This is a genomic window from Curtobacterium sp. MCBA15_008 (assembly GCF_001865065.1).
Classification (GTDB): Bacteria; Actinomycetota; Actinomycetes; order Actinomycetales; family Microbacteriaceae; genus Curtobacterium.
The window spans coordinates 27823-53773 of the sequence record NZ_MJGN01000001.1 but is presented as its reverse complement, the minus strand read 5'-3'; the positions used below and the strand labels follow the sequence as shown (position 1 = coordinate 53773).

23 protein-coding genes are annotated in these 25951 nt (G+C 71.3%); 17 read left to right on the top strand and 6 right to left on the bottom strand.

What is annotated here, in order from left to right:
* The 4 genes from sdhA to BIU96_RS00215 form a co-directional block, all read right to left on the bottom strand.
* Positions 1 to 1794 carry a succinate dehydrogenase flavoprotein subunit gene (gene sdhA, locus BIU96_RS00230; protein WP_071290615.1) on the bottom strand — a complete coding sequence of 598 codons (1794 nt, stop codon included), beginning with the start codon at positions 1792 to 1794 and terminating at the stop codon, positions 1 to 3.
* Between the two features lie 103 nt (positions 1795 to 1897).
* Positions 1898 to 2344 carry a succinate dehydrogenase, hydrophobic membrane anchor protein gene (sdhD, locus tag BIU96_RS00225; RefSeq protein WP_071290614.1) on the bottom strand — a complete coding sequence of 149 codons (447 nt, stop codon included), beginning with the start codon at positions 2342 to 2344 and terminating at the stop codon, positions 1898 to 1900.
* Positions 2345 to 2355: 11 nt separating this feature from the next.
* Positions 2356 to 2805: a succinate dehydrogenase, cytochrome b556 subunit gene (gene sdhC, locus BIU96_RS00220; protein WP_083402528.1), complete on the bottom strand. Its 450-nt coding sequence runs from the start codon at positions 2803 to 2805 to the stop codon at positions 2356 to 2358.
* A gap of 77 nt (positions 2806 to 2882) precedes the next feature.
* The gene (locus BIU96_RS00215; RefSeq protein ID WP_254785861.1) at positions 2883 to 4121 is read right to left on the bottom strand and encodes a glycosyltransferase family 1 protein; all 1239 of its coding nucleotides are present in this window, start codon (positions 4119 to 4121) and stop codon (positions 2883 to 2885) included.
* Between the two features lie 155 nt (positions 4122 to 4276).
* Between BIU96_RS00215 and BIU96_RS00210 the strand changes: the two genes are divergently transcribed.
* The 13 genes from BIU96_RS00210 to BIU96_RS19260 all read left to right on the top strand — a co-directional run bounded on the left by BIU96_RS00210 (position 4277) and on the right by BIU96_RS19260 (position 18369).
* Positions 4277 to 5392 carry a mannose-1-phosphate guanylyltransferase gene (locus BIU96_RS00210; protein ID WP_071290612.1) on the top strand — a complete coding sequence of 372 codons (1116 nt, stop codon included), beginning with the start codon at positions 4277 to 4279 and terminating at the stop codon, positions 5390 to 5392.
* 208 nt (positions 5393 to 5600) lie between these two features.
* Positions 5601 to 6674, top strand: coding sequence for a BMP family protein (locus BIU96_RS00205; protein WP_071290611.1), 1074 nt, complete (start codon positions 5601 to 5603; stop codon positions 6672 to 6674).
* Between the two features lie 74 nt (positions 6675 to 6748).
* Entirely contained in the window at positions 6749 to 8269 is a 1521-nt protein-coding gene (locus BIU96_RS00200) for an ABC transporter ATP-binding protein (protein WP_071290610.1), read from the top strand.
* 143 nt (positions 8270 to 8412) lie between these two features.
* On the top strand, positions 8413 to 9657 hold the full coding sequence (locus BIU96_RS00195) for an ABC transporter permease (RefSeq protein WP_254785889.1): 1245 nt from the start codon (positions 8413 to 8415) through the stop codon (positions 9655 to 9657).
* Entirely contained in the window at positions 9654 to 10943 is a 1290-nt protein-coding gene (locus tag BIU96_RS00190; RefSeq protein WP_071290609.1) for an ABC transporter permease, read from the top strand. Before BIU96_RS00195 ends, BIU96_RS00190 begins: the two co-directional genes overlap by 4 nt.
* A gap of 30 nt (positions 10944 to 10973) precedes the next feature.
* The gene (locus BIU96_RS00185; protein ID WP_083402527.1) at positions 10974 to 11453 is read left to right on the top strand and encodes a cytidine deaminase; all 480 of its coding nucleotides are present in this window, start codon (positions 10974 to 10976) and stop codon (positions 11451 to 11453) included.
* Position 11454: 1 nt separating this feature from the next.
* The gene (locus tag BIU96_RS00180) at positions 11455 to 12753 is read left to right on the top strand and encodes a thymidine phosphorylase (protein WP_071290608.1); all 1299 of its coding nucleotides are present in this window, start codon (positions 11455 to 11457) and stop codon (positions 12751 to 12753) included.
* Positions 12754 to 12873: 120 nt separating this feature from the next.
* Positions 12874 to 13986, top strand: coding sequence for an adenosine deaminase (locus tag BIU96_RS00175; RefSeq protein ID WP_071290607.1), 1113 nt, complete (start codon positions 12874 to 12876; stop codon positions 13984 to 13986).
* Positions 13987 to 13989: 3 nt separating this feature from the next.
* The gene (locus BIU96_RS00170) at positions 13990 to 14436 is read left to right on the top strand and encodes a PTS sugar transporter subunit IIA (protein ID WP_071290606.1); all 447 of its coding nucleotides are present in this window, start codon (positions 13990 to 13992) and stop codon (positions 14434 to 14436) included.
* Between the two features lie 19 nt (positions 14437 to 14455).
* On the top strand, positions 14456 to 14734 hold the full coding sequence (locus BIU96_RS00165; protein WP_071290605.1) for a PTS sugar transporter subunit IIB: 279 nt from the start codon (positions 14456 to 14458) through the stop codon (positions 14732 to 14734).
* A 20-nt stretch (positions 14735 to 14754) separates the two neighbouring features.
* Positions 14755 to 15582, top strand: coding sequence for a purine-nucleoside phosphorylase (locus BIU96_RS00160; protein WP_071290604.1), 828 nt, complete (start codon positions 14755 to 14757; stop codon positions 15580 to 15582).
* Positions 15579 to 17234: a phospho-sugar mutase gene (locus BIU96_RS00155; protein WP_071290603.1), complete on the top strand. Its 1656-nt coding sequence runs from the start codon at positions 15579 to 15581 to the stop codon at positions 17232 to 17234. The genes BIU96_RS00160 and BIU96_RS00155 overlap by 4 nt, the downstream gene beginning before the upstream one ends.
* 793 nt (positions 17235 to 18027) lie before the next feature.
* Positions 18028 to 18369 carry a hypothetical protein gene (locus tag BIU96_RS19260; protein ID WP_139199648.1) on the top strand — a complete coding sequence of 114 codons (342 nt, stop codon included), beginning with the start codon at positions 18028 to 18030 and terminating at the stop codon, positions 18367 to 18369.
* Positions 18370 to 18490: 121 nt separating this feature from the next.
* Here the strand turns inward: BIU96_RS19260 and BIU96_RS00145 are convergent, their stop codons facing one another.
* Together BIU96_RS00145 and BIU96_RS00140 are read right to left on the bottom strand one after the other, a co-directional pair.
* Complete coding sequence (locus BIU96_RS00145) at positions 18491 to 20269, bottom strand: biotin carboxylase N-terminal domain-containing protein (protein ID WP_071290601.1); 1779 nt, start codon at positions 20267 to 20269, stop codon at positions 18491 to 18493.
* Positions 20270 to 20348: 79 nt separating this feature from the next.
* Complete coding sequence (locus tag BIU96_RS00140; RefSeq protein ID WP_071290600.1) at positions 20349 to 21149, bottom strand: nucleoside triphosphate pyrophosphatase; 801 nt, start codon at positions 21147 to 21149, stop codon at positions 20349 to 20351.
* Positions 21150 to 21163: 14 nt separating this feature from the next.
* Between BIU96_RS00140 and BIU96_RS00135 the strand changes: the two genes are divergently transcribed.
* From BIU96_RS00135 to BIU96_RS00120, 4 genes are all read left to right on the top strand, one after another.
* On the top strand, positions 21164 to 22423 hold the full coding sequence (locus BIU96_RS00135; protein ID WP_071290599.1) for a class I SAM-dependent RNA methyltransferase: 1260 nt from the start codon (positions 21164 to 21166) through the stop codon (positions 22421 to 22423).
* Positions 22424 to 22639: 216 nt separating this feature from the next.
* Positions 22640 to 23353 carry a response regulator transcription factor gene (locus BIU96_RS00130; RefSeq protein ID WP_071290598.1) on the top strand — a complete coding sequence of 238 codons (714 nt, stop codon included), beginning with the start codon at positions 22640 to 22642 and terminating at the stop codon, positions 23351 to 23353.
* Between the two features lie 5 nt (positions 23354 to 23358).
* Entirely contained in the window at positions 23359 to 24681 is a 1323-nt protein-coding gene (locus BIU96_RS00125) for a sensor histidine kinase (RefSeq protein ID WP_071290597.1), read from the top strand.
* Positions 24678 to 25727 (top strand): hypothetical protein, encoded by a 1050-nt coding sequence (locus BIU96_RS00120; protein WP_071290743.1) that lies wholly within the window; start codon positions 24678 to 24680, stop codon positions 25725 to 25727. The genes BIU96_RS00125 and BIU96_RS00120 overlap by 4 nt, the downstream gene beginning before the upstream one ends.
* Positions 25728 to 25951: the final 224 nt, after the last annotated feature.

The window sequence follows — 25951 nt, the reverse complement described above, 5'->3', positions numbered from 1 at the left end:
TCAGTACTTCCTCTCCATCGGCTCGTACCGCGTCACGACGACTGGTTTCCAGTCGAGGGTGATGTGGTCGTCGGCGAGTGACGAGTGCGGATCGCCCGTCAGGTACGCCATGGTGTGCTGCATGTAGTTCTCGTCGTCACGCTTCGGGAAGTCGTCGCGCATGTGCCCGCCGCGGGACTCCTTGCGGTTCCGGGCCGAGTAGACGACGACCTCGGCGAGGTCGAGCAGGAACCCGAGCTCGACGGCCTCGAGCAGGTCGGTGTTGAAGCGCTTGCCCTTGTCCTGCACCGAGACCTGCATGAAGCGGTTCCGGAGCGTGTGGATCGTCTCGGTGACGCGGGCCAGGGACTCGTCGGTGCGGAACACCTGCGCGTTCTTGTCCATCTCGTCCTGCAGTTCCTTGCGCAGGGCCGAGACGCGCTCGGTGCCGGTCGAGGCGCGGAGCTGCTCGAGCATGCTGCGGACGCCGGCGGCCGGGTCCTCGGGCAGGGGCAGGAACTCGGCGGTCTTGACCCACTCGGCGGCGTTGTTGCCGGAGCGCTTGCCGAAGACGTTGATGTCGAGCAGCGAGTTCGTGCCGAGACGGTTCGAGCCGTGCACGGACACGCAGGCGCACTCGCCGGCGGCGTAGAGCCCGGGGACGACGGTGGTGTTGTCGTACAGCACCTGGGCGTCGGTGTTCGTCGGGATGCCGCCCATCGCGTAGTGCGCCGTCGGCATGACGGGCACCGGCTCGACCACGGGGTCGACGCCGAGGTAGGTGCGGGCGAACTCGGTGATGTCCGGCAGCTTCGTCTCGAGGACCTCGGCGCCGAGGTGCGTGCAGTCGAGCAGCACGTAGTCCTTGTTCGGTCCGGCGCCGCGGCCTTCCGCCACTTCCTGCACCATGCACCGGGCCACGATGTCGCGGGGTGCGAGGTCCTTGATCGTGGGGGCGTAGCGCTCCATGAAGCGTTCACCGGAGGCGTTGCGGAGGATCGCACCCTCGCCGCGGGCGCCCTCGGTCAGCAGGATGCCGAGGCCGGCGAGCCCGGTCGGGTGGAACTGGAAGAACTCCATGTCCTCGAGCGGCAGGCCGGTGCGCCAGACGATGCCGACGCCGTCACCGGTGAGGGTGTGCGCGTTCGAGGTCGTCTTGTACATCTTGCCGAAGCCGCCGGTGGCGAAGATCATCGCCTTCGCGTGGAAGACGTGCAGCTCGCCTGTGGCGAGCTCGAACGCGACGACGCCGACCGGCTGCTTGCGGGTGACGCCGTCCTCGCCGACGACGTCGACCATGATGAGGTCGAGCGCGTAGAACTCGTTGTAGAACTCGACGCCGAGCTTCACGCAGTTCTGGAACAGCGTCTGCAGGATCATGTGCCCGGTGCGGTCCGCGGCGTAGCAGGCCCGGCGGACCGGTGCCTTGCCGTGGTCGCGCGTGTGGCCGCCGAAGCGCCGCTGGTCGATCTTGCCCTCGGGCGTGCGGTTGAAGGGCAGCCCCATGTTCTCGAGGTCGATGACCGCGTCGATCGCCTCCTTCGCCAGGATCTCGGCGGCGTCCTGGTCGACCAGGTAGTCGCCGCCCTTGATCGTGTCGAAGGTGTGCCACTCCCACGAGTCCTCTTCGACGTTCGCGAGGGCCGCCGCCATCCCGCCCTGCGCCGCACCGGTGTGCGAGCGGGTCGGGTACAGCTTCGAGATGACGGCCGTCTTCGCCTTCGGGCCGGCCTCGATGGCGGCACGCATGCCGGCACCGCCCGCGCCGATGATGACGATGTCGAACTGGTGGTGGTGAACGGTGGTCTCGGTCACTGGGGCCTTTCCGGGGAGGGTGCCGCGCCGGCAGGGGTGTCGTCGGCGGGCGAGTCGGTCTGCGCGGGCGCTGGGGCCCGCGTGCTGCTGTGCGGCGTCGGTGCTACTGCGCGGGGCAGAACGACGGCAGGTCGGCAGCGGCGGCGCCGGCCGGGCACGGGTCGAACGTCCAGCACACGAGGAGGCCCAGGACGATCAGGACGACGCACGCGATGAGGATCGCGACGAGCAGCGTCTTCCGGACACCGGGCTTCGACACGTAGTCGTTGACGATCGTCCGCATGCCGTTCGACCCGTGGATCAGGGCGAGGACGAGCATGAGGGAGTCCCACACCTGCCAGAACGGCGAGGCCCACTTGCCGGCGACGAAGGCGAAGTCGATCTGCTTGACGCCCTCGCCCGCCACCATGTTGACGAAGAGGTGGCCGAAGATCAGCACGACGAGCAGGACGCCCGATGCGCGCATGTAGATCCAGCCCCACTTCTCCCAGTTGGTCGTGCGGCGGGCTGCTGCTGCGGAACGCGGCGGTTCGATGGTCTGCGTGGTCATCCGGGCGCCCCTTAGTTGAAGTCCGCGACGAGGTTCATGAGCTGGCGCGGCAGGAAGCCGGCGATGGCGATCGCCCAGAGGACGATCACGATCCAGAACATGGCGCGCTGGTACTTCGGGCCCTTCGACCAGAAGTCGATGAGGATGATCCGGAGACCGTTGAACGCGTGGAAGACGATGGCCATCACGAGGGCGATCTCGCCGAGGTTCATGATCGGCGTCTTGTAGGTGCCGATGACCGCGTTGTACGCCTCGGGGGAGAGCCGCACGAGCGCGGTGTCGAGGATGTGCACGAGCAGGAAGAAGTAGATCGCGACACCGGTGATGCGGTGGAGGACCCAGGACCACATCCCCGTCGATCCGCGGTAGAGCGTGCCCTCGAGCTTCCGAGAGGCACGGGGTGCCTCGATCGTGACGTCGGGGACGGCGGTTGCCGTACCGCCGCCGGTGGGCTCAGCCATGAGCTCGTCCTTCCATAGGACGGGCTCGCCCGATCGGCGAGCCCTTGCCGTTCGTGTTCGTGTGGAACACGCCCATCCTATGCGCGTGCGCTGACCTTCTCGTGCCAGTCCGCCCGGGCGCCCCGCGTCGCGGCGGGCGGCGCGCCGATCGCGCGTGCCGTGTCGTGGTGCGCGAGGAGCTGGTCGCCGACCGCCTCCCAGGTGGTGCCCTCGACCCGGAGCCGCCCCGCGGACCCCATCCGGTCGGCGAGCGCGCGGTCCTGGTGCAGGCGCAGGACGGCAGCTCGGAGCGCCTGCGGCACGTCCGGGTCGTAGAGCTCGCCGTCGAGGCCCGGAGCGACGAGGTCCAACGGCCCGCCCGAGGCGGGCGCGACCACCGGCAGCCCGCTCGCGTGCGCCTCCTGCAGCGTCTGCCCGAACGTCTCGGCGGGGCCGGTGTGCACGAACAGGTCGAGCGCCGCGTACGCGTCCGCCAGCGCGTCACCGCGCAGCGGGCCGGTGAAGGTCACGTCCAGGTGCCGCAGCCGACGCTCGAGCACGGGCCTGGAGGGACCGCCTCCTGCGACCACGATCCGGATGCCCGGGATGCCGCCGAGCTCCGCGAGCCGCTCGACCTCCTTCTCCGGTGCCAGCCGGCCCACGTACCCGACGATGGTCTCGCCGCCCGGCGCGATGCGGCGGCGGAGCGCGCGGACGTGGGCAGACGACCGCCGTGCCGGGTGGAAGAGCGCGGTGTCGACGCCGCGGCCCCAGCGCGCGACGCGGGGGACCCCGTCCTCCGCGAGCATCGACGCCGTCGCGCTCGACGGGGCGAGGGTGAGCGACGCTCCGGCGTGGATCCGGCCGAGGATCCTCCGCACCAACGGGACGGTCGCGGTCAGGCCGTTGCGGCGGGCGAACCCGGCCACGTCGGTCTGGAAGACGGCGACGGAGGGGATGCCGAGCCTCCCGGCTGCCGTGATCGCGCGCCCACCCAGCAGGAACGGACTGGCGGCGTGGAGCACGTCGGCGCCGGAGGCGGCGAGGATCGTGTCGAGCACCGGGTGGGGGAGTGCCACCGGGAACTGGCGGTACGCGACGGCGGGGATGCGGTGGACGTCGAAGGAGCGGTAGCGCTCCACCTCGGTGCGGGAGCGGAACCGGGCGAGGCCCGGGGTGTCCGGCGCGATGACGACCGCGCGGTGGCCACGGCGTTCCAGGTGGTCGAGGACCGCGAGGACGCTGGTGGTCACGCCGTTGAGGGTGGGTAGGAAGCTCTCGGTCACGACGGCGACGGTCCGTTCGGACGTGCCGCGCTCCACGCTGCGTGCGTTCATGGCACGGCTCATGCTCCGCGGGGCGCGTGACCCGACGGGGCCGTCGACGTGAACGGGGTGCGCGAACGGGGTGAACAGGGCGTGCGGATCGCCGCATGCGGGAATCGTGCGGGGAGCGTCCAGGCTCTGCGGCGCCGCACCGGTACGGTGAGCCTGTGGCAGACGAGCTCGAGGACTTCTACGCGATCATCCCCGCCGGGGGCATCGGATCGCGGCTGTGGCCGTTGTCGCGGGCGGACGCGCCCAAGTTCCTGCACGACCTGACCGGATCCGGCACCTCGCTGCTCCGGCAGACGTGGGACCGACTGGCGCCGCTCGCCGGGGACCAGCGGATCATGGTCGTCACCGGCCGTGCCCACCGCATCGCCGTCGAGTCGCAGCTGCCCGGCGTCGCGGACCACAACATCGTGCTCGAGAGCGAGCCGAAGGACTCCACGGCGGCCATCGGCCTCGCCGCGGCCATCCTCGTGCGCCGCGAGCCGGACGTCGTCATCGGGTCCTTCGCTGCCGACCACGTCATCGGCGACGCCCGTGGCTTCCGCCGCTCCGTCCGCGAAGCCGTGGCGGCCGCACGCGCCGGCTACGTCACGACGATCGGCATCACCCCCACCGAGCCGGCCATCGGCTTCGGGTACATCCACGCGCACGGCGAGACGATCGGCATCGAGGGCGCCCCGACCGCGCACGCCGTGCGGTCCTTCGTCGAGAAGCCCGACCTCGACACCGCCCGCTCCTACGTCGAGCAGGGCACCTACCTCTGGAACGCCGGCATGTTCATCGCCCGCGCCGACGTGCTGCTCGCCGAGATCGGCCGGACGAAGCCCGCGCTGCTCGCCGGGCTCGAGGAACTCGCCGACGCCTGGGACACCTCGGCCCGCGGCGCCGTCGTCGACGCGGTCTGGCCCGGGCTCGAGAAGATCGCGATCGACTACACCGTGGCCGAACCCGCCGCGGCGGCCGGACGGATGGCCGTCATCCCCGGCGACTTCGACTGGGACGACGTCGGCGACTTCGCGTCCCTGGCCAAGCTGCAGTCCGGCGGCCGGGCGAACAACCTCGCCGTCCTCGGCGACGGTGCCCGCATCCTCGCCGACTCGTCGAGCGGCATCGTCGTCTCGCACAGCCAGCGGCTCATCTCGCTCATCGGCGTCGAGGACATCGTCGTCGTGGACACCCCCGACGCCCTGCTCGTCACCACCAGCGCGAACGCCCAGCGGGTGAAGAGTGTGGTGGATGCACTGAAGATCAGCGGTCGCGGGGACGTGCTGTAGCGCTCCACCACGAAATGTGCGTGAACGCCCCGAACTGGGGCCGGACGCACGACTCCGCGTTACGGGCGCGTTTCGGCGCGGTCGCGATCCCGTAACTGATCCACGGACCCCTCCAGGAGCGTCCTGTACCGGCCGGGCGGTCGTGTACTGTCGCCACGATCGCCCGGAACGCACGTGGTCCGGGCACGCCCCCCGGAGGAACCCACCCGTGACATCTCGTACCCGTCAGGTCCTGCTGAGCTCCCTCGCGCTCGCCGGCACCGTCGCCGTCCTCGCCGGCTGCTCGGCCGCCCCGTCCGACAACGCCTCGGCCAAGAAGACCGACTTCCGTCCCTGCATGGTCTCCGACGCCGGTGGCTTCGACGACAAGTCGTTCAACCAGCTCGGGTTCGAGGGCATGAAGGACGCCGCGAGCGACCTCGGCGCGACCTACAAGTCCGCCGAGTCAAAGGACGCCACCGTCTACGACTCGAACATCGAGCAGCTCGTCAACCAGAACTGCAACCTCATCGTCACCGTCGGCTTCAACCTCGCCGACGCCACGAAGAAGCAGGCCGCGGCGAACCCCGACACCGACTTCGCCATCATCGACGACAACTCGATCAAGGCCGACAACGTCAAGCCGATCACGTTCGACACCTCGCAGGCGGCGTTCCTCGCCGGCTACGCGGCCGCGTCGTACTCGAAGTCCGGCGTCGTCGGCACCTTCGGCGGCATGCAGATCCCGACCGTCACCATCTTCATGGACGGCTTCGCGGACGGCGTGAAGTACTACAACGAGCAGAAGTCGAAGGACGTCAAGGTCGTCGGCTGGGACGTCGCGAGCCAGAAGGGCTCCTTCACGGGCGGCTTCGAGGCCGGCACCCAGGCGAAGGCGGTCGCCCAGACCCTCATCGACCAGGACGCCGACGTCATCCTCCCCGTCGGTGGCCCGATCTACCAGTCGGCCGCCGAGGCGATCAAGGACGCGAACAACGGTTCCGTGCTGATCGGTGCGGACAGCGACCTCTACGAGGCCGACCCCCGCTACAAGGACATCGCGTTCACGTCCGTCGAGAAGGGCATGCGCCCCGCCGTCAAGGACGTCGTCGAGCAGGCCGCCGACAAGAAGTACTCGAACGAGCCGTACGTCGGCACGCTCGAGAACGACGGCGTCGGCATCGCGCCGTTCCACGACTACGCCGACAAGGTGGACAAGGGCCTCGAGAAGGAGCTCGACACGATCAAGTCGGGCATCGTCGACGGCTCCATCAAGGTCGAGACCAAGGCGACCGTCAAGTAGTCCGGTGAACGCGGGCGGGGGGACTTCCCTCGCCCGCGTTTCCGTGCGCCGATCACAGAAATAGACTCCCGAACATGAAGCTCGAACTCCGCGGCATCACGAAGCGGTTCGGCCCCCTCGTCGCCAACGACCACATCTCGCTCACCGTCGAGCCCGGTGAGGTCCACTGCCTCCTGGGCGAGAACGGCGCCGGCAAGTCGACCCTGATGAACGTCCTCTACGGCCTGTACCAGGCGGACGAGGGCGAGATCCTCCTCGACGACGTCGTGCAGGACTTCGACGGCCCCGGTGACGCCATGCGCGCCGGCATCGGCATGGTGCACCAGCACTTCATGCTCGTGCCCGTGTTCACCGTCGCCGAGAACGTCATGCTCGGGCAGGAGCAGACCAGCTTCGGCGGCCGACTCGACCTCGCCGGCGCCCGCAGGCGTGTCCGCGAGATCTCCGAGCGGTTCGGGTTCGACGTCGACCCCGACGCCAAGGTCGAGGACCTGCCCGTCGGCGTGCAGCAGCGCGTCGAGATCATCAAGGCGCTGTCCCGCGACGCCTCCGTGCTGGTGTTCGACGAGCCGACGGCCGTCCTCACCCCGCAGGAGACCGACGAGCTGATGGGCATCATGCGGCAGCTCCGCGAAGCCGGTACCGCGATCGTCTTCATCACGCACAAGCTGCGCGAGGTCCGCGAGGTCGCCGACCGCATCACGGTGATCCGTCTCGGCAAGGTCGTCGGCGAGGCCTCGCCCACCGCGACGAACAACGAGCTCGCCGCCCTCATGGTCGGACGCGCCGTCTCGCTCGTCGTGGACAAGGAGCCGGCGACCGGTGGCGAGGACGCCCTGGTCGTCGAGAACCTCACCGTGACCGACGCGAACGGCATCGTGCTCGTCGACGACGTGTCGTTCACCGTGCGCCGCGGCGAGGTCCTCGCGATCGCCGGCGTGCAGGGCAACGGCCAGACCGAGCTCACCGAGGCGATCCTCGGCCTCGAGCCTGTGCACGCCGGACGGGTCACGCTCGACGGGCGCGAGCTCACCGGCCGCAGCGTCAAGCAGATCCTCGACGCCGGCGTCGGCTTCGTGCCGGAGGACCGCAAGGAGGACGGGCTCGTCGGCGAGTTCACCATCGCCGAGAACCTCATGCTCGACCGGGCCGACCACGCCGAGTTCGTCCGTGCCGGCACCATCCGCGCCGCCGAGCGTGATGCGTTCGCCGACGAGAAGATCGCCGAGTTCGACATCCGCACCCCCGGCCGGACCACGGCGGCCGGTCGACTGTCCGGCGGCAACCAGCAGAAGATCGTCCTCGCCCGCGAACTCAGCCGCGAGCTCCGTCTGTTCGTCGCGGCGCAGCCCACGCGCGGCATCGACGTCGGATCGATCGAGTTCGTGCACAAGCGCATCGTCGCCACCCGCGACACCGGCGTCCCCGTCATCGTCGTCTCCACCGAGCTCGACGAGGTCGCGGCGCTCGCCGACCGGATCGCCGTGATGTACCGCGGCGGGATCGTCGGCATCGTCCCCGCGGACACCCCGCGAGACGTCCTCGGCCTCATGATGGCCGGGGAGATCCCCGAAGGAACGGAGCTGGCAGCGTGAGCACCACGCCAGAGAACACGCAGCCGGGCACACCCGTGCCGGACGACGCACAGCCGAGCGCGGTGCCGCAGGCCGACGCCGCCACGGCAGCCGAGGCGCCCACTGACGACCGCCTGCAGGACGTCGAGTCGACGCCCCACCTCATGACGGACTCCGCCGCCGACACCGAGCGTCGCAACGGCGGCGACCGCTGGCAGGCCGCGATGCAGGGGATCCTGAACGGCTCCGCGCTCGTCACGGTCCTCGCCGTCGTGCTCGCCCTCGTCGCCTGCGGCATCCTCATCGCGATCACCGACGAGAACGTCCGCGCCGCCGCCGGGTACTTCTTCGCCCGCCCCGGTGACACCGTCCAGGCCATCGGCACCGCGGTCGGCGGCTCGTACGCCTCGCTGTTCCAGGGCTCCGTGATCAACTTCGGCGCCGATTCGTTCCAGCAGGCGATCGTCCCGCTCACGCGCTCGATCGACTACGCCGTGCCGCTCATCGCAGCGGGCCTCGGCATCGCCCTGTCGTTCCGCGCCGGCCTGTTCAACATCGGCGGCCAGGGACAGATCCTGATGGGCGCCGCGGCGGCCGGCTGGGTCGGGTTCTCGTTCGACGGCCCGGCGGCCCTGCACATCCCGCTCACGATCATCGCCGGCATCGTCGGCGGTGCCGTGTGGGCCGGCATCGTCGGCGTGCTCAAGGCCCGGACCGGCGCCAACGAGGTCGTCCTGACGATCATGCTCAACTACGTCGCGCTCTACCTGGTCAGCTACCTGCTGCGCACCCCTGGTCTCCTGCAGGCGCCGGGCAGCACGAACCCGATCTCGCCCGCGACGAAGGACAGCGCGGTGCTGCCGGCGCTGTTCGGCCCGCGGTACGGCGTCGACCTCGGCTTCGTCGTGGCGATCATCGCGGTCGTCGTCGTGTGGTGGCTCGTCAACAAGTCGTCGCTCGGGTTCCGGTTCCGCACCATCGGTGAGAACCCGCGCGCCGCCCGTGTCGCCGGCATGAGCGTCCCGAGCCTGACGATCTGGGTCCTGGTGATCTCCGGTGCCCTGGTCGGCATCGCCGGCGCCTACCAGGTGCAGGGCGCCGTGACGTCCGGCTTCACCTCGAACATCGACGCCGGGATCGGCTTCGACGCCATCACCGTCGCGCTGCTCGGCCGCTCGAAGCCATGGGGCGTGTTCTGGGCCGCGATCCTGTTCGGCGTGCTGAAGAACGGTGGCTACGCCATGCAGGCCGCCAACGGCATCCCGATCGACATCGTCGGGGTCATCCAGGCCCTCATCGTCCTCTTCATCGCGGCCCCGCCGCTCGTCCGCGCGATCTTCCGGATCCCGCAGCCGGGCGCTCGTCGACGCGTCAGCGCGAAGAACAGCAAGAAGGCGGTCGCCGCGTGAGCACCCTCAGCCCCACCGCGACCCCCGCGTCGTCGCCCACCGACCGTCCGGTCGAGACCACCCGCAGCTGGAAGCTGCCGATCGGCTACGCGGTCTTCACCGTGCTCGCCGTGGTCTTCTTCATCCTGCTGCAGCGCGCCGGCACGACCACGTTCCGCCTGGCGAACCCCGGTGACTTCTTCGCGCTGCCGAACGTCCCGCTGCCCGCCGCGGCCACCGGCATCGTCGTCGTGCTCCTGCTCGCGATCGCCACGGTCTACGCCTTCGTCGAGGTCCGTGCCTCGCGGAGCGTCCCGCTCTGGGTGACCTCGGTCTTCGCGATCGTGTTCGTCATCGGCTTCCTGACGTGGGCCGCCGCCGGCGCGACGATCCCGCTGCCGGGCCTGCTCGTCGGTGCGCTCGGCCTGAGCGTCCCGCTCGTGTTCGGTGCGCTCGGCGGCGTCATCTCGGAGCGCGTGGGCGTCGTGAACATCGCGATCGAGGGCCAGTTCCTCGCCGGCGCGTTCACCTCGGCGCTCATCGCGTCGATCTCCGGTTCGCCGTGGGTCGGCCTCGTCGGTGCGCTCGTCGCCGGTGTGCTGGTGTCGTTCGTCCTCGCGGCGTTCAGCATCAAGTACCTCGTCGACCAGGTCATCGTCGGTGTCGTCATCAACGCGTTCATCTCGGGCCTCACCGGCTTCCTGTACTCGCAGGTGCTCTCCCCGAACGAGGAGTCGCTCAACGTCGGCATCCGGTTCCCGAAGATCGAGATCCCGCTGCTCCACCAGATCCCGGTGATCGGCCCGATCTTCTTCGAGCAGACCGTCGTCGTGTACCTGGCGTACGTCGCCGTCGCCGTCGTCACCTTCGCCTTGTTCAAGACCCGCTGGGGTCTCCGCCTCCGCGCGGTCGGCGAGCACCCGCAGGCGGCCGACACGGTGGGCATCAACGTCACCAGCACGCGGTTCTGGAACGTCTCGCTCGCGGGTGCGATCGCCGGTCTCGGTGGTGCGTACTTCACCCTCGACGCGGTCGGTCCGTTCACGAAGGACATGACCGCCGGCGCCGGCTACATCGCGCTCGCGGCCGTCATCTTCGGCCGCTGGGACCCGATCCGCGCGACGCTCGCGGCGCTGCTGTTCGGCTTCGCGTCGAACCTGCAGAACACGCTCGGGGCGATCAACTCGCCCGTGCCGAGCGAGTTCCTGCTGATGCTGCCCTACGTGGTGACGATCTTCGCCGTGGCCGGCCTGGTCGGTCAGTCGCGCGGTCCCGCCGCGTCCGGCAAGCCCTACATCAAGAGTTAGTCCGACCACACCGGCCTGGAGGCGCGGCACATGACCCACACGAACGCCCACGGTGACCAGGCGGTCACCGCCACCGCCGGGGCGGACGCCGCCCCGCGCCTCCAGTCCGACGTGGACTGGACCGCCCTGCGGACCGCAGCGACGGCCGCCATGCGCCACGCCTACGCGCCGTACTCGTCGTTCCCGGTGGGCGCCGCGGCGCTCACCGACGACGGTCGGATCGTCTCGGGCTGCAACGTCGAGAACGCGTCGTACGGGGTGACGCTCTGCGCGGAGTGCTCGCTCGTCTCGCAGCTGCACATGACCGGCGGCGGCAAGCTCGTCGCGTTCACCTGCGTCGACGGCGACGGGGCGACCCTGATGCCGTGCGGGCGCTGCCGTCAGCTGCTGTTCGAGCACTCGACCGAGGGCATGCTCCTCGAGACGGTCTCCGGAATCCGCACCATCGACGAGGTCCTCCCCGACGCGTTCGGGCCGCGCACCCTCGCCACCTACCAGCAGGAGCACTGACATGGCCGTCGAGCCCTTCGACACCGTCGACCTCATCCGCACGAAGCGCTCCGGCGGCGCGCTGAGCACCGCCGAGGTGGACTGGCTCGTCGACGCGTACACCCGCGGCTACGTCGAGGACCCGCAGATGGCGGCCATGGCGATGGCGATCTTCCTGAACGGGATGGAGCGGCGCGAGATCAAGGACCTCACGCTCGCGATGATCGCGTCGGGGGAGCGGATGTCGTTCGGGTCGCTCGGCAAGACGACCGTCGACAAGCACTCCACGGGCGGGGTCGGGGACAAGATCACGCTGCCGCTCGCGCCGCTGGTGGCGTCGTTCGGCGTCGCGGTGCCGCAGCTGTCCGGCCGTGGTCTCGGCCACACCGGTGGGACGCTCGACAAGCTCGAGTCGATCCCCGGGTGGCAGGCGTCGCTGTCGAACGACCGGATGATGGAGATCCTGTCCGACGTCGGCGCGGTCATCTGCGCCGCCGGCTCGGGCCTGGCACCGGCCGACAAGAAGCTCTACGCCCTGCGGGACATCACCGGCACCGTCGAGTGCATCCCGCTCATCGCGTCGAGCATCATGTCGAAGAAGATCGCCGAGGGCACCGGTGCGCTCGTGCTCGACGTGAAGTTCGGCTCGGGCGCCTTCATGCCCACCTACGAGGCCTCGCGTGAACTTGCGCAGACGATGGTGGACCTCGGGAACGACGCCGGGGTGAAGACCTCGGCGCTGCTCACCGACATGGAGGTCCCGCTCGGGCTGACGATCGGCAACGCGCTCGAGGTGCGGGAGTCGGTCGAGGTGCTGGCGGGCGGCGGTCCGGCCGACGTCGTGGAGCTGACCGTCGCCCTGGCCTCGGAGATGCTGACGCTCGCCGGGATGCCGGACGCCGATCCCGCCGCGGCGCTGGCCGACGGTCGCGCGATGGACACGTGGCGCCGGATGATCTCCGCGCAGGGTGGGGACCCCTCCGCCGCGCTGCCGGTCGCCCGCGAGCAGCACGTCGTCACGGCGCCGTCGTCCGGTGTGCTGGCGCAGCAGGACGCCCTGCCGTTCGGCGTGTCGGCCTGGCGCCTCGGTGCCGGTCGTGCCCGCGCGCAGGACCCGGTGCAGGCCGGTGCGGGCATCGAACTGCACGTCAAGCCCGGTGACGCCGTGACCGAGGGGCAGCCGCTCTGGACACTGCACACCGACGACGCCTCGCGGATCCCGCGGGCGCTCGAGTCGCTCGAGGGTGCGTGGTCGATCGGCTCGGCCGACGCTGCCGTCGCGGCCCGCGGGCCGATCGTGCGGGAGCGCATCGCGGGCTGAACGCGACCGTCCGACCGACCGGAGGCTCTGCGCACACGTGTGGAGAGCCTCCAGTCCCTTCGTCCGTCTGTTGTGCACAGGTGCCTGCGCGCGGTCGGTGACCACCGATAGCCTGGGGGCATGAGCGCCGACGCCCCGACCTACCGCCTGCCCGACGCCGGAGCGGTCATCAACGACCTGCCGAAGGTCTCGCTGCACGACCACCTCGACGGCGGCCTGCGTCCGGCGACGATCATCGAGCTCGCAGCGTCGGCGGGTGTGTCGCTCCCCACCACCGACCCGGCCGAGCTCGGGCAGTGGTTCGCCGACCAGTCGAACTCCGGCTCCCTGGTCGAGTACCTCAAGACGTTCGACGTCACCACGTCGGTGATGCAGACCGCACCGCAGCTCACCCGGATCGCCCGCGAGTTCGTCGAGGACCTGGTCGCCGACGGCATCGTCTACGGCGAGGTCCGCTGGGCGCCCGAGCAGCACCTGCAGGGTGGGCTGACCCTCGACGAGACGGTCGAGGCCGTGCAGGCCGGCATCGAGGAAGCAGTCGACGCCGCCGACGGTCGCATCCGCGTCGGACAGCTCGTGACGGCGATGCGCCACGCCGACCGGTCCCTCGAGATCGCCGAGCTCGCCGTGCGGCACCGCGACCGTGGGGTCGTGGGCTTCGACATCGCGGGTGCCGAGGCCGGGTTCCCCGCCTCGAACCACCGCGCCGCGTTCGACTACCTGGCGTCCGAGCTGTTCCCGGTCACGGTCCACGCGGGCGAGGCAGACGGGCTCGCCTCGATCCGCTCCGCCCTCGTCGACGGTCGAGCGCTGCGCCTCGGCCACGGCGTGCGGATCTTCGAGGACGTCACCCTCTCCGACGCCGGCGACGGCTCGACCCTGGCCTCGCTCGGCGAGGTCGCGGCGTGGGTGCGCGACCGTGAGATCCCGCTCGAGGTCTCGCCCTCGTCGAACCTGCAGACGGGCGCGATCGCGGCCTGGGGCGACGATCTCGCCGACCACCCGATCGACGTGCTCTACCAGCTCGGCTTCCGCGTCACGGTCAACACCGACAACCGGCTCATGAGCGGCACCACGCTCTCCCGTGAACTCGCGCTGCTGGCCGGCACCTTCGGGTACGACCTCGACGACCTCGCGGCGTTCCAGATCAACGCGGCCCTCGGCTCCTTCTTGCCGCTCGAGGACCGCGAGGAGATCATCGCCACGATCACGGCCGGACACCAGGAGGCCTGACGCATGCCGCTGCCGCCACTGCCGGACGACGCCGTCGTGCTCGGGGCCACCGCGTCCTCGTGGCGCGAGGCGCTCCAGCTGGCCGGTGGCGCCCTCGTCGCCTCGGGGGCGTCGACCGAGCCCTACACCCAGGCGATGATCGACTTGGTCGACGAGCACGGGCCGTACATCGTCATCTCGCCCGGGCTCGCCTTCGCGCACGCCCGACCGGGGCCCGCGGTGCTCCGTGACGGGCTGTCGGTCGTGACGCTCGCGTCGCCCGTCGTGTTCGGACACCCGCACAACGACCCCGTGCGCGTCGTGCTCGGCCTGGCGGTCGCCGGGGTCGGCACCCACCTCGAGTCGATCGGCGAGATCGCCAACCTGTTCAACGACGCCACCGTCACCGGGCGGTTGGCGGCGGCGACGACGGCGGACGAGGTCCGCGGGATCATGGGGGTCCCCGCATGACGACCGATCGGAGTTCCTCGTGAAGATCGTGACCATCTGCGGCGCCGGGATCGGCGCGAGCGCGATCCTCAAGGTGAACGCCGAGAAGGCGCTCGCCACCCTCGGGCTGACCGCTTCCGTCATCGCCGCCGACGTCGCCTCCGTGCGCACGGTGTCCGACGACGCGAACGTGATCCTCACCAGCCAGGAGTTCGTCGAGGCCATCGGGGACACGTACGCCGAGGTCATCGTGATCCGGAACCACTTCGACCAGGGCGAGATCACGGCAGCGGTCGACCGGGCGCTCGGGGAGCACTGAGCGCCCTTTAGAGTTGGGGCATGAGCACCGAGAACCCGCTGAACGACCCCGCTGCCGACCCGTTCGAGGTCGCCCGCGACGCCGCCGCCGTCATCGCCGCGAAGTCCGGGATCGAGCGCCACGACATCGCCCTCACCCTCGGTTCCGGCTGGGGCAAGGCCGCGGACCTCATCGGTGAGACCGTGTCCGAGATCCCCGCGTCGGAGGTCCCCGGCTTCAGCGCCTCGGCCGTCCCCGGGCACTCCGGCACCGTCCGCTCGATCCGCCTCGCCGACGGCCGCCACGCGCTCGTCATCGGCGCCCGGACGCACTACTACGAAGGGCACGGCGTCCGCCGCGTCGTGCACAGCGTCCGGACCGCCGCGGCGACCGGTGCGTCGATCATGGTCCTCACGAACGGTGCCGGCGGCATCAAGGAGCACTGGACGCCGGGCACGCCGGTGCTCATCAGCGACCACATCAACCTCACCGCGGACAGCCCGCTCGAGGGTGCCACGTTCGTCGACCTGACCGACCTGTACTCGGCACGGCTGCGCGCGGTCGCGAAGTCCGTCGACGCGTCGCTCGACGAGGGCGTTTACACGCAGTTCCGCGGCCCGCACTACGAGACCCCGGCCGAGGTGCAGATGGCGAAGACCATCGGCGGCCACATCGTCGGCATGTCCACCGCGCTCGAGGCCATCGCCGCCCGTCAGGCCGGCATGGAGATCCTCGGCTTCTCGCTCATCACGAACCTCGCCGCGGGGATCCAGAAGACGCCGCTGTCGCACACCGAGGTGCTCGAGGCCGGCAAGCAGGCCGAGCCGGTGATCGCGGACCTGCTCGCCCGCGTGGTGACGGCGCTGTGAGCGTCGTCGACACGGCCAGGGCCTGGATCGAGCAGGACCCGGACGACGAGACCCGCGCCGAGCTGCAGCAGCTCGTCGACGCCGGGGACACGGATGAACTCGACGCCCGGTTCGCGGGACGGCTGCAGTTCGGCACCGCCGGGCTCCGCGCCGAGCTCGGCGCCGGACCGCTCCGGATGAACCGCGTCGTCGTCACGCAGGCAGCGGCCGGGCTGGCACGCTTCCTCATCGACACCGGCCGGCAGCGGAGCGTGGTCATCGGGTACGACGGCCGCGTGAACTCCGACGTGTTCGCCCGCGACTCCGCCGAGGTCATGCGCGGCCTCGGGCTCGAGGTCACCCTGCTGCCGTCGGCGCTCCCCACCCCCGTGCTCGCCTTCGCGGTGCGGCACCTCGGCGTCGGTGCCGGCGTCATGGTGACGGCGAGCCACAACCCGCCGCGGGACAACGGCTACAAGGTGTACCTCGGTGGCGACGACGACGGCTCGCAGATCGTGCCGCCGGTCGACGGCCTCATCGCGGACGCCATCGACGCCGTCGCCGCCGGGTCGATCAGCGACCTCGCCCGCGGGACCGACTACACGGTCGCCACGAACACGCTCGTCGACGCCTACGTTGCCGCCACGGCCGCGACGGTGACCACGCCCGTCCTCGCACCCGCCGACCAGCCCAAGGTCGTCTACACGGCCATGCACGGCGTCGGGTGGCAGACGGCGCGCGCAGTGTTCGCCGCCGCAGGGTTCGCGGAGCCCGAGGTGGTGCCGGAGCAGATCGAGCCGGACGGCGCGTTCCCGACGGTCTCGTTCCCCAACCCGGAGGAACCCGGCGCGATGGACCTGGCGATCGCCCGCGGTGTCGCGGTCGGCGCGGACCTCGTCATCGCGAACGACCCCGACGCCGACCGGTTGGCGCTGGCGATCCCCGTCGAGTCCGGGTCTGGTTCCGGTTCCGGTGTGCCGTCGTTCCGTCGGCTCTCCGGCAACGAGGTCGGCTGGTTGCTCGGGTGGCGTGCTGCCGCCCGTGCCGCTGCGGCCGGCACCACCGGCACGCTCGCGGCGTCGATCGTGTCCTCGCCCGCGCTGTCCCGTGTCGCCGCGCGGCACGGCCTGGGGTACCGGGACACCCTGACCGGCTTCAAGTGGGTGTCACGCGTGCCGGACCTGCTCTTCGGCTACGAGGAGGCGCTCGGCTACCTCGTCGACCCGTCGGTCGTCCGCGACAAGGACGGCATCTCGGCGGCGCTCGACCTGCTGTCCCTCGCCGACGAGCTCGCGGCCTCCGGCTCGACCATCGCGGACCACCTCGAGGCCTTCGCCGCGGAGTTCGGGGCGTTCGCTTCCGGGCAGGTGGCGACCCGCGTGGACGACCTCTCGCGCATCGGGGAGATCATGGCGTCGCTGCGGTCCGCGGCGCCGACGTCGCTGGGCGGCCTCGACGTCACCGCGACGACGGACTACCTCGACGGGGTGGAGGGCTTCCCGCCCTCGGACATCCTGCGCTACGACCTCACCGGTGACGCGCGGGTGATCGTCCGCCCGAGCGGCACCGAGCCGAAGGTGAAGGTCTACATCGACACGGTGGCGTCCACCCCCGCCGAGGCCCAGTCGCTCGTCGACGCCCTGGCCGGCGCGGTCCGCCCGCTGGTGTCGTAGCGCGCTCGGCGGCGCGCGGGCGCCGTCGGCCACGCTGCTCCGAACCACGAATCCGACATCGAACCGGGCCGATTCCCCAGTTCGATGTCGGATTCGTGGTTCCAACGGCCAGGTGAACCCTTACTGTGGCATCGACACACTTCTCCACAGGATGAGCGCGGGTCGACTGCGGGGCGCGATCGTGTCGCATGCTCGGGTCGTGCCAGTGCCTGACGTCCTCACCGTCCACCCCGATCCGTCGACCGCGCGAGCCCAGCAGCGAGCGCTCCGGAGCGGGGCGCTGATCCGAGTGGCTCACGGCTCCTTCGTCGTCCGCGAGCAGTGGGACCAGGCCACCGTCTGGGAGCAGCACATTGCACGAGCGACGGCAGTCCAGGCGTCTGCCCCTCGCACGGTCGTGTCCCACGCATCGGCGGTCATCGCCCACTGTCTGCCGTGGATCCTGCCCGTGCCCGACCGCGTCACCGTTCTCGATCCGGCGAGAGGGACCGCGCAACGGACTCGATTCGCTGACAAGTCCGCTGGCGCTGGACGACCCGTCGGTTGCATCCGGGTCAACGGTCTTCCGGTCACGACGCTGGCGCACACCGCGGTGGACGTCGCGCTTCGCTACGACCGCGGACGGGCACTCGCGGTGGCTGATGCCGTCCTGCGCCGCGGGATCGCGGGAACTGCGCTCGAATCGGAGCTGGCTTCCCGCGGCTCCGTCCGTGCACATCGGCGTGCTCGGCAGGTGCTGGAGCTCGCATCTCCGCTGTCGGAATCAGCGGGCGAGAGCGTCACGAACCTCGTGATGCGGGACGTCGGATGTCCGCCGGCGATCCAGCAGCACGAGTTCCGCGATTCGTCCGGGCCCATCGGTCGAGTGGACTTCTGGTTTCCGGACCAGGGGGTCATCGTCGAGTTCGACGGCCTCGTCAAGTACCGTGACCCGTCGATGCGCAACGGTCGATCCGCCGAGGACGTCGTCATCGCGGAGAAGATCCGGGAGGACCGTCTCCGCGCCTTGCCGGAGGTGCGACGCGTCGTCCGACCGGTCTGGCACGACGTCCAGGCCGGCGGACGACTCCCCAGCATGCTCCGTGACGCCGGTCTCCCGGTCCGTCGCGCCGTCCGAACGGCTCCTGCCTGGTGAGTACGGCGAGGTCGAACCACGGATCCGACGTCGAACCAGCCGAGTAGGGCGGTTCGATGTCGGATTCGTGGTTCGAAAGCGGAAAGCCGCGCCGCGCCCGGCGCGGCGCCCGCCGCGCGCCCTACGCCAGCTCGAGCAGCACGTGGCCGGACGAGATCGTCTGGCCGACGGGGGCGTTGAGCCCGGTGACGACGCCGTCGCGCGGCGCCTGCACGGGCTGTTCCATCTTCATGGCCTCGAGGACGACGAGCAGGTCGCCCTTCACCACGGTGTCACCCTCGGCGACCGCGGTCTTCACCACGGTGGCCTGCATCGGCGACGTGACCGAGCCGGACGAGGCCAGACCGCCACGCACGCCGGACGTCCGGCGCTTCGGGGGAGCGGACGGGCCGGCCGGGCGCCGACCCGCGGCGCCGGCAGCGCCGCCACCGACGATCGACGGCATCGTGACCTCGATGCGCTTGCCCTGCACCTCGACGACGACCGACTCGCGGGCCGCGGGCTCCGGGAGCGTCTCCGGCGAACCACTCCACGCCGGGATGTCGTTGTCGAAGTCGGTCTCGATCCACTGCGTGTAGATGCTGAACGGCGAATCGTCGGGGGTCGCGAACGCCGGGTCGGACACGACGGCACGGTGGAAGGGCAGCACGGTCGGCAGCCCGGTGACCTCGAACTCGGCGAGGGCGCGACGCGAACGCTCCAGGGCCTCGGCACGCGTGGCACCGGTGACGATGAGCTTCGCGAGCATGGAGTCGAACGAGCCGGAGACGACGTCGCCGGAGACCACGCCGGAGTCGACGCGGACGCCGGGGCCGGACGGCGCGTTGAACGCGTGCACGGGGCCGGGCGCGGGGAAGAAGTTGCGGCCCGGGTCCTCGCCGTTGATGCGGAACTCGAACGAGTGGCCGCGCGCGACGGGGTCCTCGTAGTCGAGCACGCCACCCTCGGCGATGCGGAACTGCTCGCGCACCAGGTCGATGCCGGTGACCTCTTCGGAGACGCAGTGCTCGACCTGCAGGCGGGTGTTCACCTCGAGGAACGAGACGGTGCCGTCGGCGCCGATGAGGAACTCGCAGGTACCGGCGCCGACGTAGCCGACCTCGCGCAGGATCGCCTTCGACGACTCGTACAGGCGCTCCGTCTGGGCGTCGGTCAGGTACGGGGCCGGCGCTTCTTCGACGAGCTTCTGGTGCCGACGCTGGAGCGAGCAGTCGCGCGTCGAGACGACGACGACGTTGCCGTGCTCGTCGGCGAGGCACTGCGTCTCGACGTGGCGCGGCTTGTCGAGGTACTTCTCGACGAAGCACTCGCCGCGGCCGAACGCCGCGATCGCCTCACGCGTGGCGGACTCGAAGAGCTCCTCGACCGAGGCACGGTCGCGCACGACCTTCAGCCCACGACCGCCACCGCCGAACGCCGCCTTGATCGCGACGGGCAGACCGACCTGGTCGACGAAGTCGAACACCTCGGACACGTCCTGCACGGGCTCGATCGTGCCGGGGGCGAGCGGCGCACCGACCTTCTCGGCCACGTGGCGCGCCGAGACCTTGTCACCGAGCTGCTCGATGGACGCCGGCGACGGGCCGATCCAGGTGAGGCCGGCGTCGATGACGGCGCGGGCGAAGTCGGCGTTCTCGGCGAGGAACCCGTACCCGGGGTGCACGGCGTCGGCGCCGGACCTTCTGGCGACGGAGATGATCTTGTCGATGACGAGGTAGGTGTCGGCGCTCGTGGTGCCGTTCAGCGCGTAGGCCTCGTCAGCGAGGCGTGCGTGGAGGGCGTCACGGTCCTGGTCGGCGTAGACCGCCACCGAAGCCTTGCCTGCGTCGCGGGCCGCGCGGATGATGCGGACGGCGATCTCGCCGCGGTTCGCGATGAGGACCTTGCTGATACGGGGCATGAGACATCAGCGTATTCGTGCGGCGGGGGTGTGAATTGACTGGCACCCACAAAGAACCACCCCGAACAAGTGCGGATGTCTACAGCGACCACAGGTCGTGCCAGGCGATGCCGAAGCCCCGCAGGAGCATCGAGCGGAGCACCGGCAGGGACAATCCCACCACGGCCGAGGGGGCGCCGTCGATCCGGGTGATGTACGCGGCGGCCCGTCCGTCGATCGTGAAGGCGCCCGCGACCTCGAGCGGCTCGCCCGTCGCGACGTACGCGTCGATCTCCTCGGCCGACATGTCGTCGGCGAAGGTGAGCACCGCGCTGTCGACCGCGACGACGCGGTCGCCGGAGGCGACGAGCCCGGACCCACCGGGCGCGACGTCGCCGAACGACCCGGCCAGGCCCAGCGGCCCGCCGCCCGACGCGTCCACGGTGCGGACGGGAGGCACGGTGCCGGCCCGCCCCGCGCCTCCAGGCCCGCCATCGGCGACGGACCCGCCATCGGTGACCGACCCGGACACGCGCCGGTCGATGACGCAGTGTCCGCTCCACAGCGTGCCGCCGCCGGCGGCGAGCATCTGCCGCCACCGCTCCCGCGCGACCTCGGGGTCGTGGGGCTTGCCGTACAGGACGCCGTCGACCTCGAAGGCGGAGTCCCCGCCGAACACGAAGCCGTCGACGGGGGCGGTGGCGTCCGCGACGGCAGCGGCCTTCGCCTCGGCCAGCAACGCGACCAGCTCCGGACCGGTCAGCGCGCGGCCGAGGGCCGAGGCGGTCGCGGCGACGGCTGCGTCCTCGTCGACCCCGGGCGCGACGAGCACCGGCTCGATCCCGGTCTGGGCGAGGAGTGCTCGGCGGGCGGGGGAGGTACTCGCGAGGTACAGACGCATGGGAACATCGAACCATGGGTGAATCCGTCGGCACGCTGCTCGAACTCGACGTCACCGGGATCGCCCACGGCGGCATCTCGGTGGCACGGCACGAGGGGCGGGTGGTGTTCGTGTCGGACGCGATCCCCGGCGAACGCGTCGTGGCCCGGGTGACCGAGGACCGCAAGAAGTCGTTCTGGCGCGCCGACACCGTGTCGGTCGTCACGCCGAGCGAGCACCGCGTGGACCACGTCTGGCCGGAAGCCGCACTCGACCGCGACCCGGCCGACCGCGCGGGCGGTGCCGAGTTCGGGCACATCGCGCTCGCCCACCAGCGCACGCTGAAGCACGACGTCCTGGTGGACTCGTTCGCGCGGTTCGCCCGGACCGACCTCGCCGACGTGCTCGGACACGACGTCGTCGTCGAGGCCGCGCCCGGCGACGACGAGGCGAACGGCACCGGCTGGCGCACCCGCGTCCGCCTGCACGTCGACGAGGACGGCACCGCGGGGCCCTTCGCCTCCCGTTCGCACACCGTCGTCCCGGTCGCGTCCCTGCCGCTCGCGACCCGGGTGGTGCAGGAGAGCGCGCCGCTCGGCCGCGGTGCGATGCCGGGCGCCTCGGTCGTCGACGTCCTCGCGCCGAGTGGTTCCGAGGGGGCACGGCTGGTCATCGACGAGCAGAAGCCCACGGTCGTCACCGAGCTCGTGGGGGAGCGCGCGTTCCAGGTCGACGACAACGGCTTCTGGCAGGTGCACCGTGCCGCTCCGGCGGTCCTGACCGCTGCGGTGCGGGACCTCGTCGACCGTGAGCGACTCGACCCCGAGGGGCAGCACCTCGACCTCTACGGCGGCGTCGGTCTGCTCGCCGCAGCGCTCGGCGACCTGGTGGGCCCGAAGGCGCGGCTCACGAGCGTCGAGAGCGCCCCCCGCGCGACCGAGCACGCGCAGGAGAACCTCGTCGAGTGGATCGGCGCCCGCGCCGAGACCGGCCGCGTCGACCGGTGGCTGCAGCGCACCGTCGCCGCGCTCTCGCAGGGCGAGCGGCAGCGGTACCGCGCCGGCACGATCGTGCTCGACCCGCCCCGTTCCGGCGCCGGCCGCGAGGTCGTCGTGCAGATCGCCGCGCTCCAGCCGGCCCAGGTCGTCTACGTGGCCTGCGACCCGGTCGCGCTGGCCCGCGACGTCGCGACCTTCGCGGACCTCGGGTACCGCCTGGAGGCACTCCGCGCCTTCGACCTCTTCCCGCACACCCACCACCTGGAGGCCGTGGCGCGCCTGGTGCCGGTCGCCTGACGGTGGTCACGGGTCGGCCCGGGCGCGGTGCGCGCGGCGGGTCGGCTGGGTTCGGCCGGGTGCGGTGCGCGCCGGGCCGCTTGTCGCGTCCTGCAACACGCTCCGCCGTGTCGCGACGGGATCGCGCCGCTGCCTGAGTCCGACCTGGGTATCCTTGGTCGGTGATGGCTCCCCGGTTTCAGGGGCCGGGGGTGCGCATCGACGAGAGAGGCCACCGTGGCAACAGACACGACCACCACCGGAACGACCGGACTGGCGACCAAGCCCGTCCGTGTCGCGATCGTCGACGACCACGAGTCCGTGCGACTCGGGATCCAGGCAGCGTGCCAGAACGAGGGGTTCGAGGTGGTCCTCACCGCCGCGAGCGTGCCCGAGTACATCGAGCACCTCGACGGGCGTGAGGTCGACGTCGTCGTCCTCGACCTGTCGCTGGGCGACGGCTCTACCGTGACCGCGAACGTGAAGGGTGTGCAGGGCACCGGTTCCGCGGTCCTCGTGCACTCCATCGCCGACCGCGTCGCGAACGTGCGAGAGGCGTTGGCCGCCGGGGCTGCGGGCGTGATCCCGAAGTCCTCGGCGACGAAGACCGTGATGGCCGCCGTCGCGACGGTCGCTCGCGGCGACGTGCTCAACAACCTCGAGTGGGCGAGCGCGATCGACGCCGACCGGGACTTCGCCAAGGCACAGCTCGGGCGACGTGAGCGCGAGATCCTCCACCTCTACGCCTCGGGCCTGCCGCTCAAGCTCGCCGCGCAGCAGCTCGGCATCGGCTACTCGACGGCGCGCGAGTACCTCGACCGCATCCGCGTGAAGTACGTCGAGGTCGGTCGCCCGGCCCCGACGAAGGTCGACCTCCTCCGCCGTGCGGTCGAGGACGGCATCCTGCCCGGGCTCGACTCGGGGATCGACCCCGACGGCGACGGTCGCTGAGCACGATGGCTGCGGCTGACGCGGCACCCACGTCCGGATCGGCGCGTGCCACCCGGGCGACCGGTCGGGTCGCCCGGGTGGGCTCCGCGCCCCGGATCGGCGCCGAGGGCGGTGACGACGCGCCGTTCGGCGCAGACCCGTCGCGGAGCGTCCGTGCCACGATCACGCAGGCCTCGGTCGAACGCGCGTTCGCGATCCTCATCGCCGTCGCGGCGCTCGGCTTCGGCGCCACCACGGTGCCCGCCGTCCTCAACCAGCTGCCGTACCTCGACCCCGTGTGGGGTCCGGTCGTGGCGTGCGGGCTCGCGGCGTCGTTCCTCTTCGTCGGCGCGTCGGTGTTCATCCGACCGGTCGCCCAGCTCGCCCAGATCCTCTGCGCGCTGCTGTTCCTCGTCGCGCTGGTGACGTGGCCGCTGACGGTGCGCGAGCCGATCCCGTCGGACCAGGTGCCCTGGCCGTGGTGGCTGTGCACGGTCGGCTCGACCGCCGCCGCCATGGGCTTCGCGCCGTGGCGGGCGACGGTGTACACCGCACTCGTCCCCACCGTGTACGTCGTCATCCGGCTCACCCCGGTCGGTGGCGACGCCGGGCTCCGGGCGCTCCTCGACGGCGTCTACACGGCGATCCTCAGCGGTGCCGTCCTCGTCATCGCGGTGGTGCTGCGCCGTGCGGCCACGGCGGTGGACGCCGCACAGGCCACCGCCGTTCGCCGCTACTCGCACGCCATCCGGGAGCACGCGACCGAGGTCGAGCGCGTCCAGGTCGACGCGATCGTGCACGACAGCGTCCTCACCACGCTGCTGTCCGCCGCCCGCGCCGAGACCCGTGACGCCGAGATGCTCGCCGCACGGATGGCACGGAACGCCATCGACCACCTCGAGGCGGCCGCCTCCGACGACCCCGCCGGTGCACCGCCGGTGTCCCTCGCCGACCTCCGTGCTCGGATCGCCGACGCCGTGGGCGCGCTGGCCGCCCCGGTCCGCGTGCAGGGCGAGCGTGCCGGCAGCGTCCGGGTCCCCGCCACCGTCGCCGACGCGCTCGCCTCCGCGGCGCTGCAGGCGGCCGTCAACAGCGTGCAGCACGCCGGGGGTGCCGAGGTCGACCGCTGGATCGTCGTCGAGCAGCACGGTGCCGGGGCCCGCGTCGAGGTCGGCGACGACGGTGCCGGGTTCGCGCTCGACGCGATCCCGGCCGAACGGCTCGGCGTCCGCCGGTCGATCATCGAGCGCGTGGTCGCGGTCGACGGGCACGCCGAGGTCGTCACCGCTCCCGGGGAGGGCACCCGTGTCCGACTCGAGTGGGCACCCGCGAAGGGGGCGGCACGGTGAAGGTCTCCATCCCCGCCGGCGTCGCGATCGGCCTCGCGGCACTGTTCTCCGTCTACCACCTGCTCCTCGCCGCCACCACGCTGCCCCGGGTCCTCGACGCCGGTCCCGTGGTCGCGTGCATGGTCCTCTACGCCGCCGCGACGGGCGTCGCGCTGTTCGTGTCCGGCCGGACGCTGCCGATCTGGGCGACGTGCTTCGCGCTCGCGACCGCGGTCGTCATGCCGGTCGTCGCGTCGCCGGTGGTCGAACTCCGGTCCGGCCCGTCGTACAGCACCTGGTGGATCGCCGCCGTCGGCACGTTGATGGTGGTGCTCGTCGTCCGTGGGCGTGGGCCGTTCGCGTGGATCGGTGTCGGGTTCCTCGCCGTGCACACCGTCGCGTGGGCGGGCCTCGGCGCACTGGGGTCCCTCGGGGTGCTCGGCAGCGTGTCCTGGGTGGCGATCGCCACCGGGTTCGCCTTCGCGATGAACCGTGCGACCCGGGTCACCCGCGACTTCGTCCGTGCCGAGCAGGAGACGGCGGACTGGCAGGCGGCGCAGGACGCGCACGTGTTCGAGCGGCAGTTCCGGCTCAGCCAGACGACGCGGATGGCGCTGCCGATGCTGCAGCGGATCATCGACACCGGTGGCGACCTCGACGACGCCGAGCGGGCCGAGTGCCTGCACCTCGAGCAGGCCATCCGCGACGAGATCCGTGGCCGGTCCCTGCTGTCGGAGGAGGTCCGCGAGGAGGTCATGCGCCTCCGCCGCCGTGGCGCCACGGTCCAGCTGCACGACGACGGTGGGCTCGACGACCTCGAGATCGACGACCTGCGCCGGGTGCACGCCCGGATCGCCGAGGCGCTGCGCCAAGCCCGCGAGGCCGACAACGTCATCGTCCGCACCGTGTCCGAGGGCTCCGACTCGGCGGTCACCGTCGTGGGGCTCCGGCTCGACCTGGCGGCGAGTGAGTCCGCGGCGCTCGGGGCGGGTGTCGACGACGACGACGGCGACGAGGACGACTCCGTGGTGGTCTGGCTGGAGATCCCGCGGCACGTGCCCGCGTAGGGGCTGGCGCTGCGGGGCTGGCGGTCGCTGGCGGTGGCGCTGACGAGCCGGTCAGTGGCGCCGATCGCCATGCCGGTCGGTGGTCGCTGGTGTCGTCGTACCGTTGGCCGTGCCGGTCGGTGCGTGCGCTTCGTGCGACGAACCACGCGTCGATCGACTGGTGCGGCGTCGGAACATGCACACGCACTCGTCGTGTGCGCATGAGACGACGAACCACGCGTCGA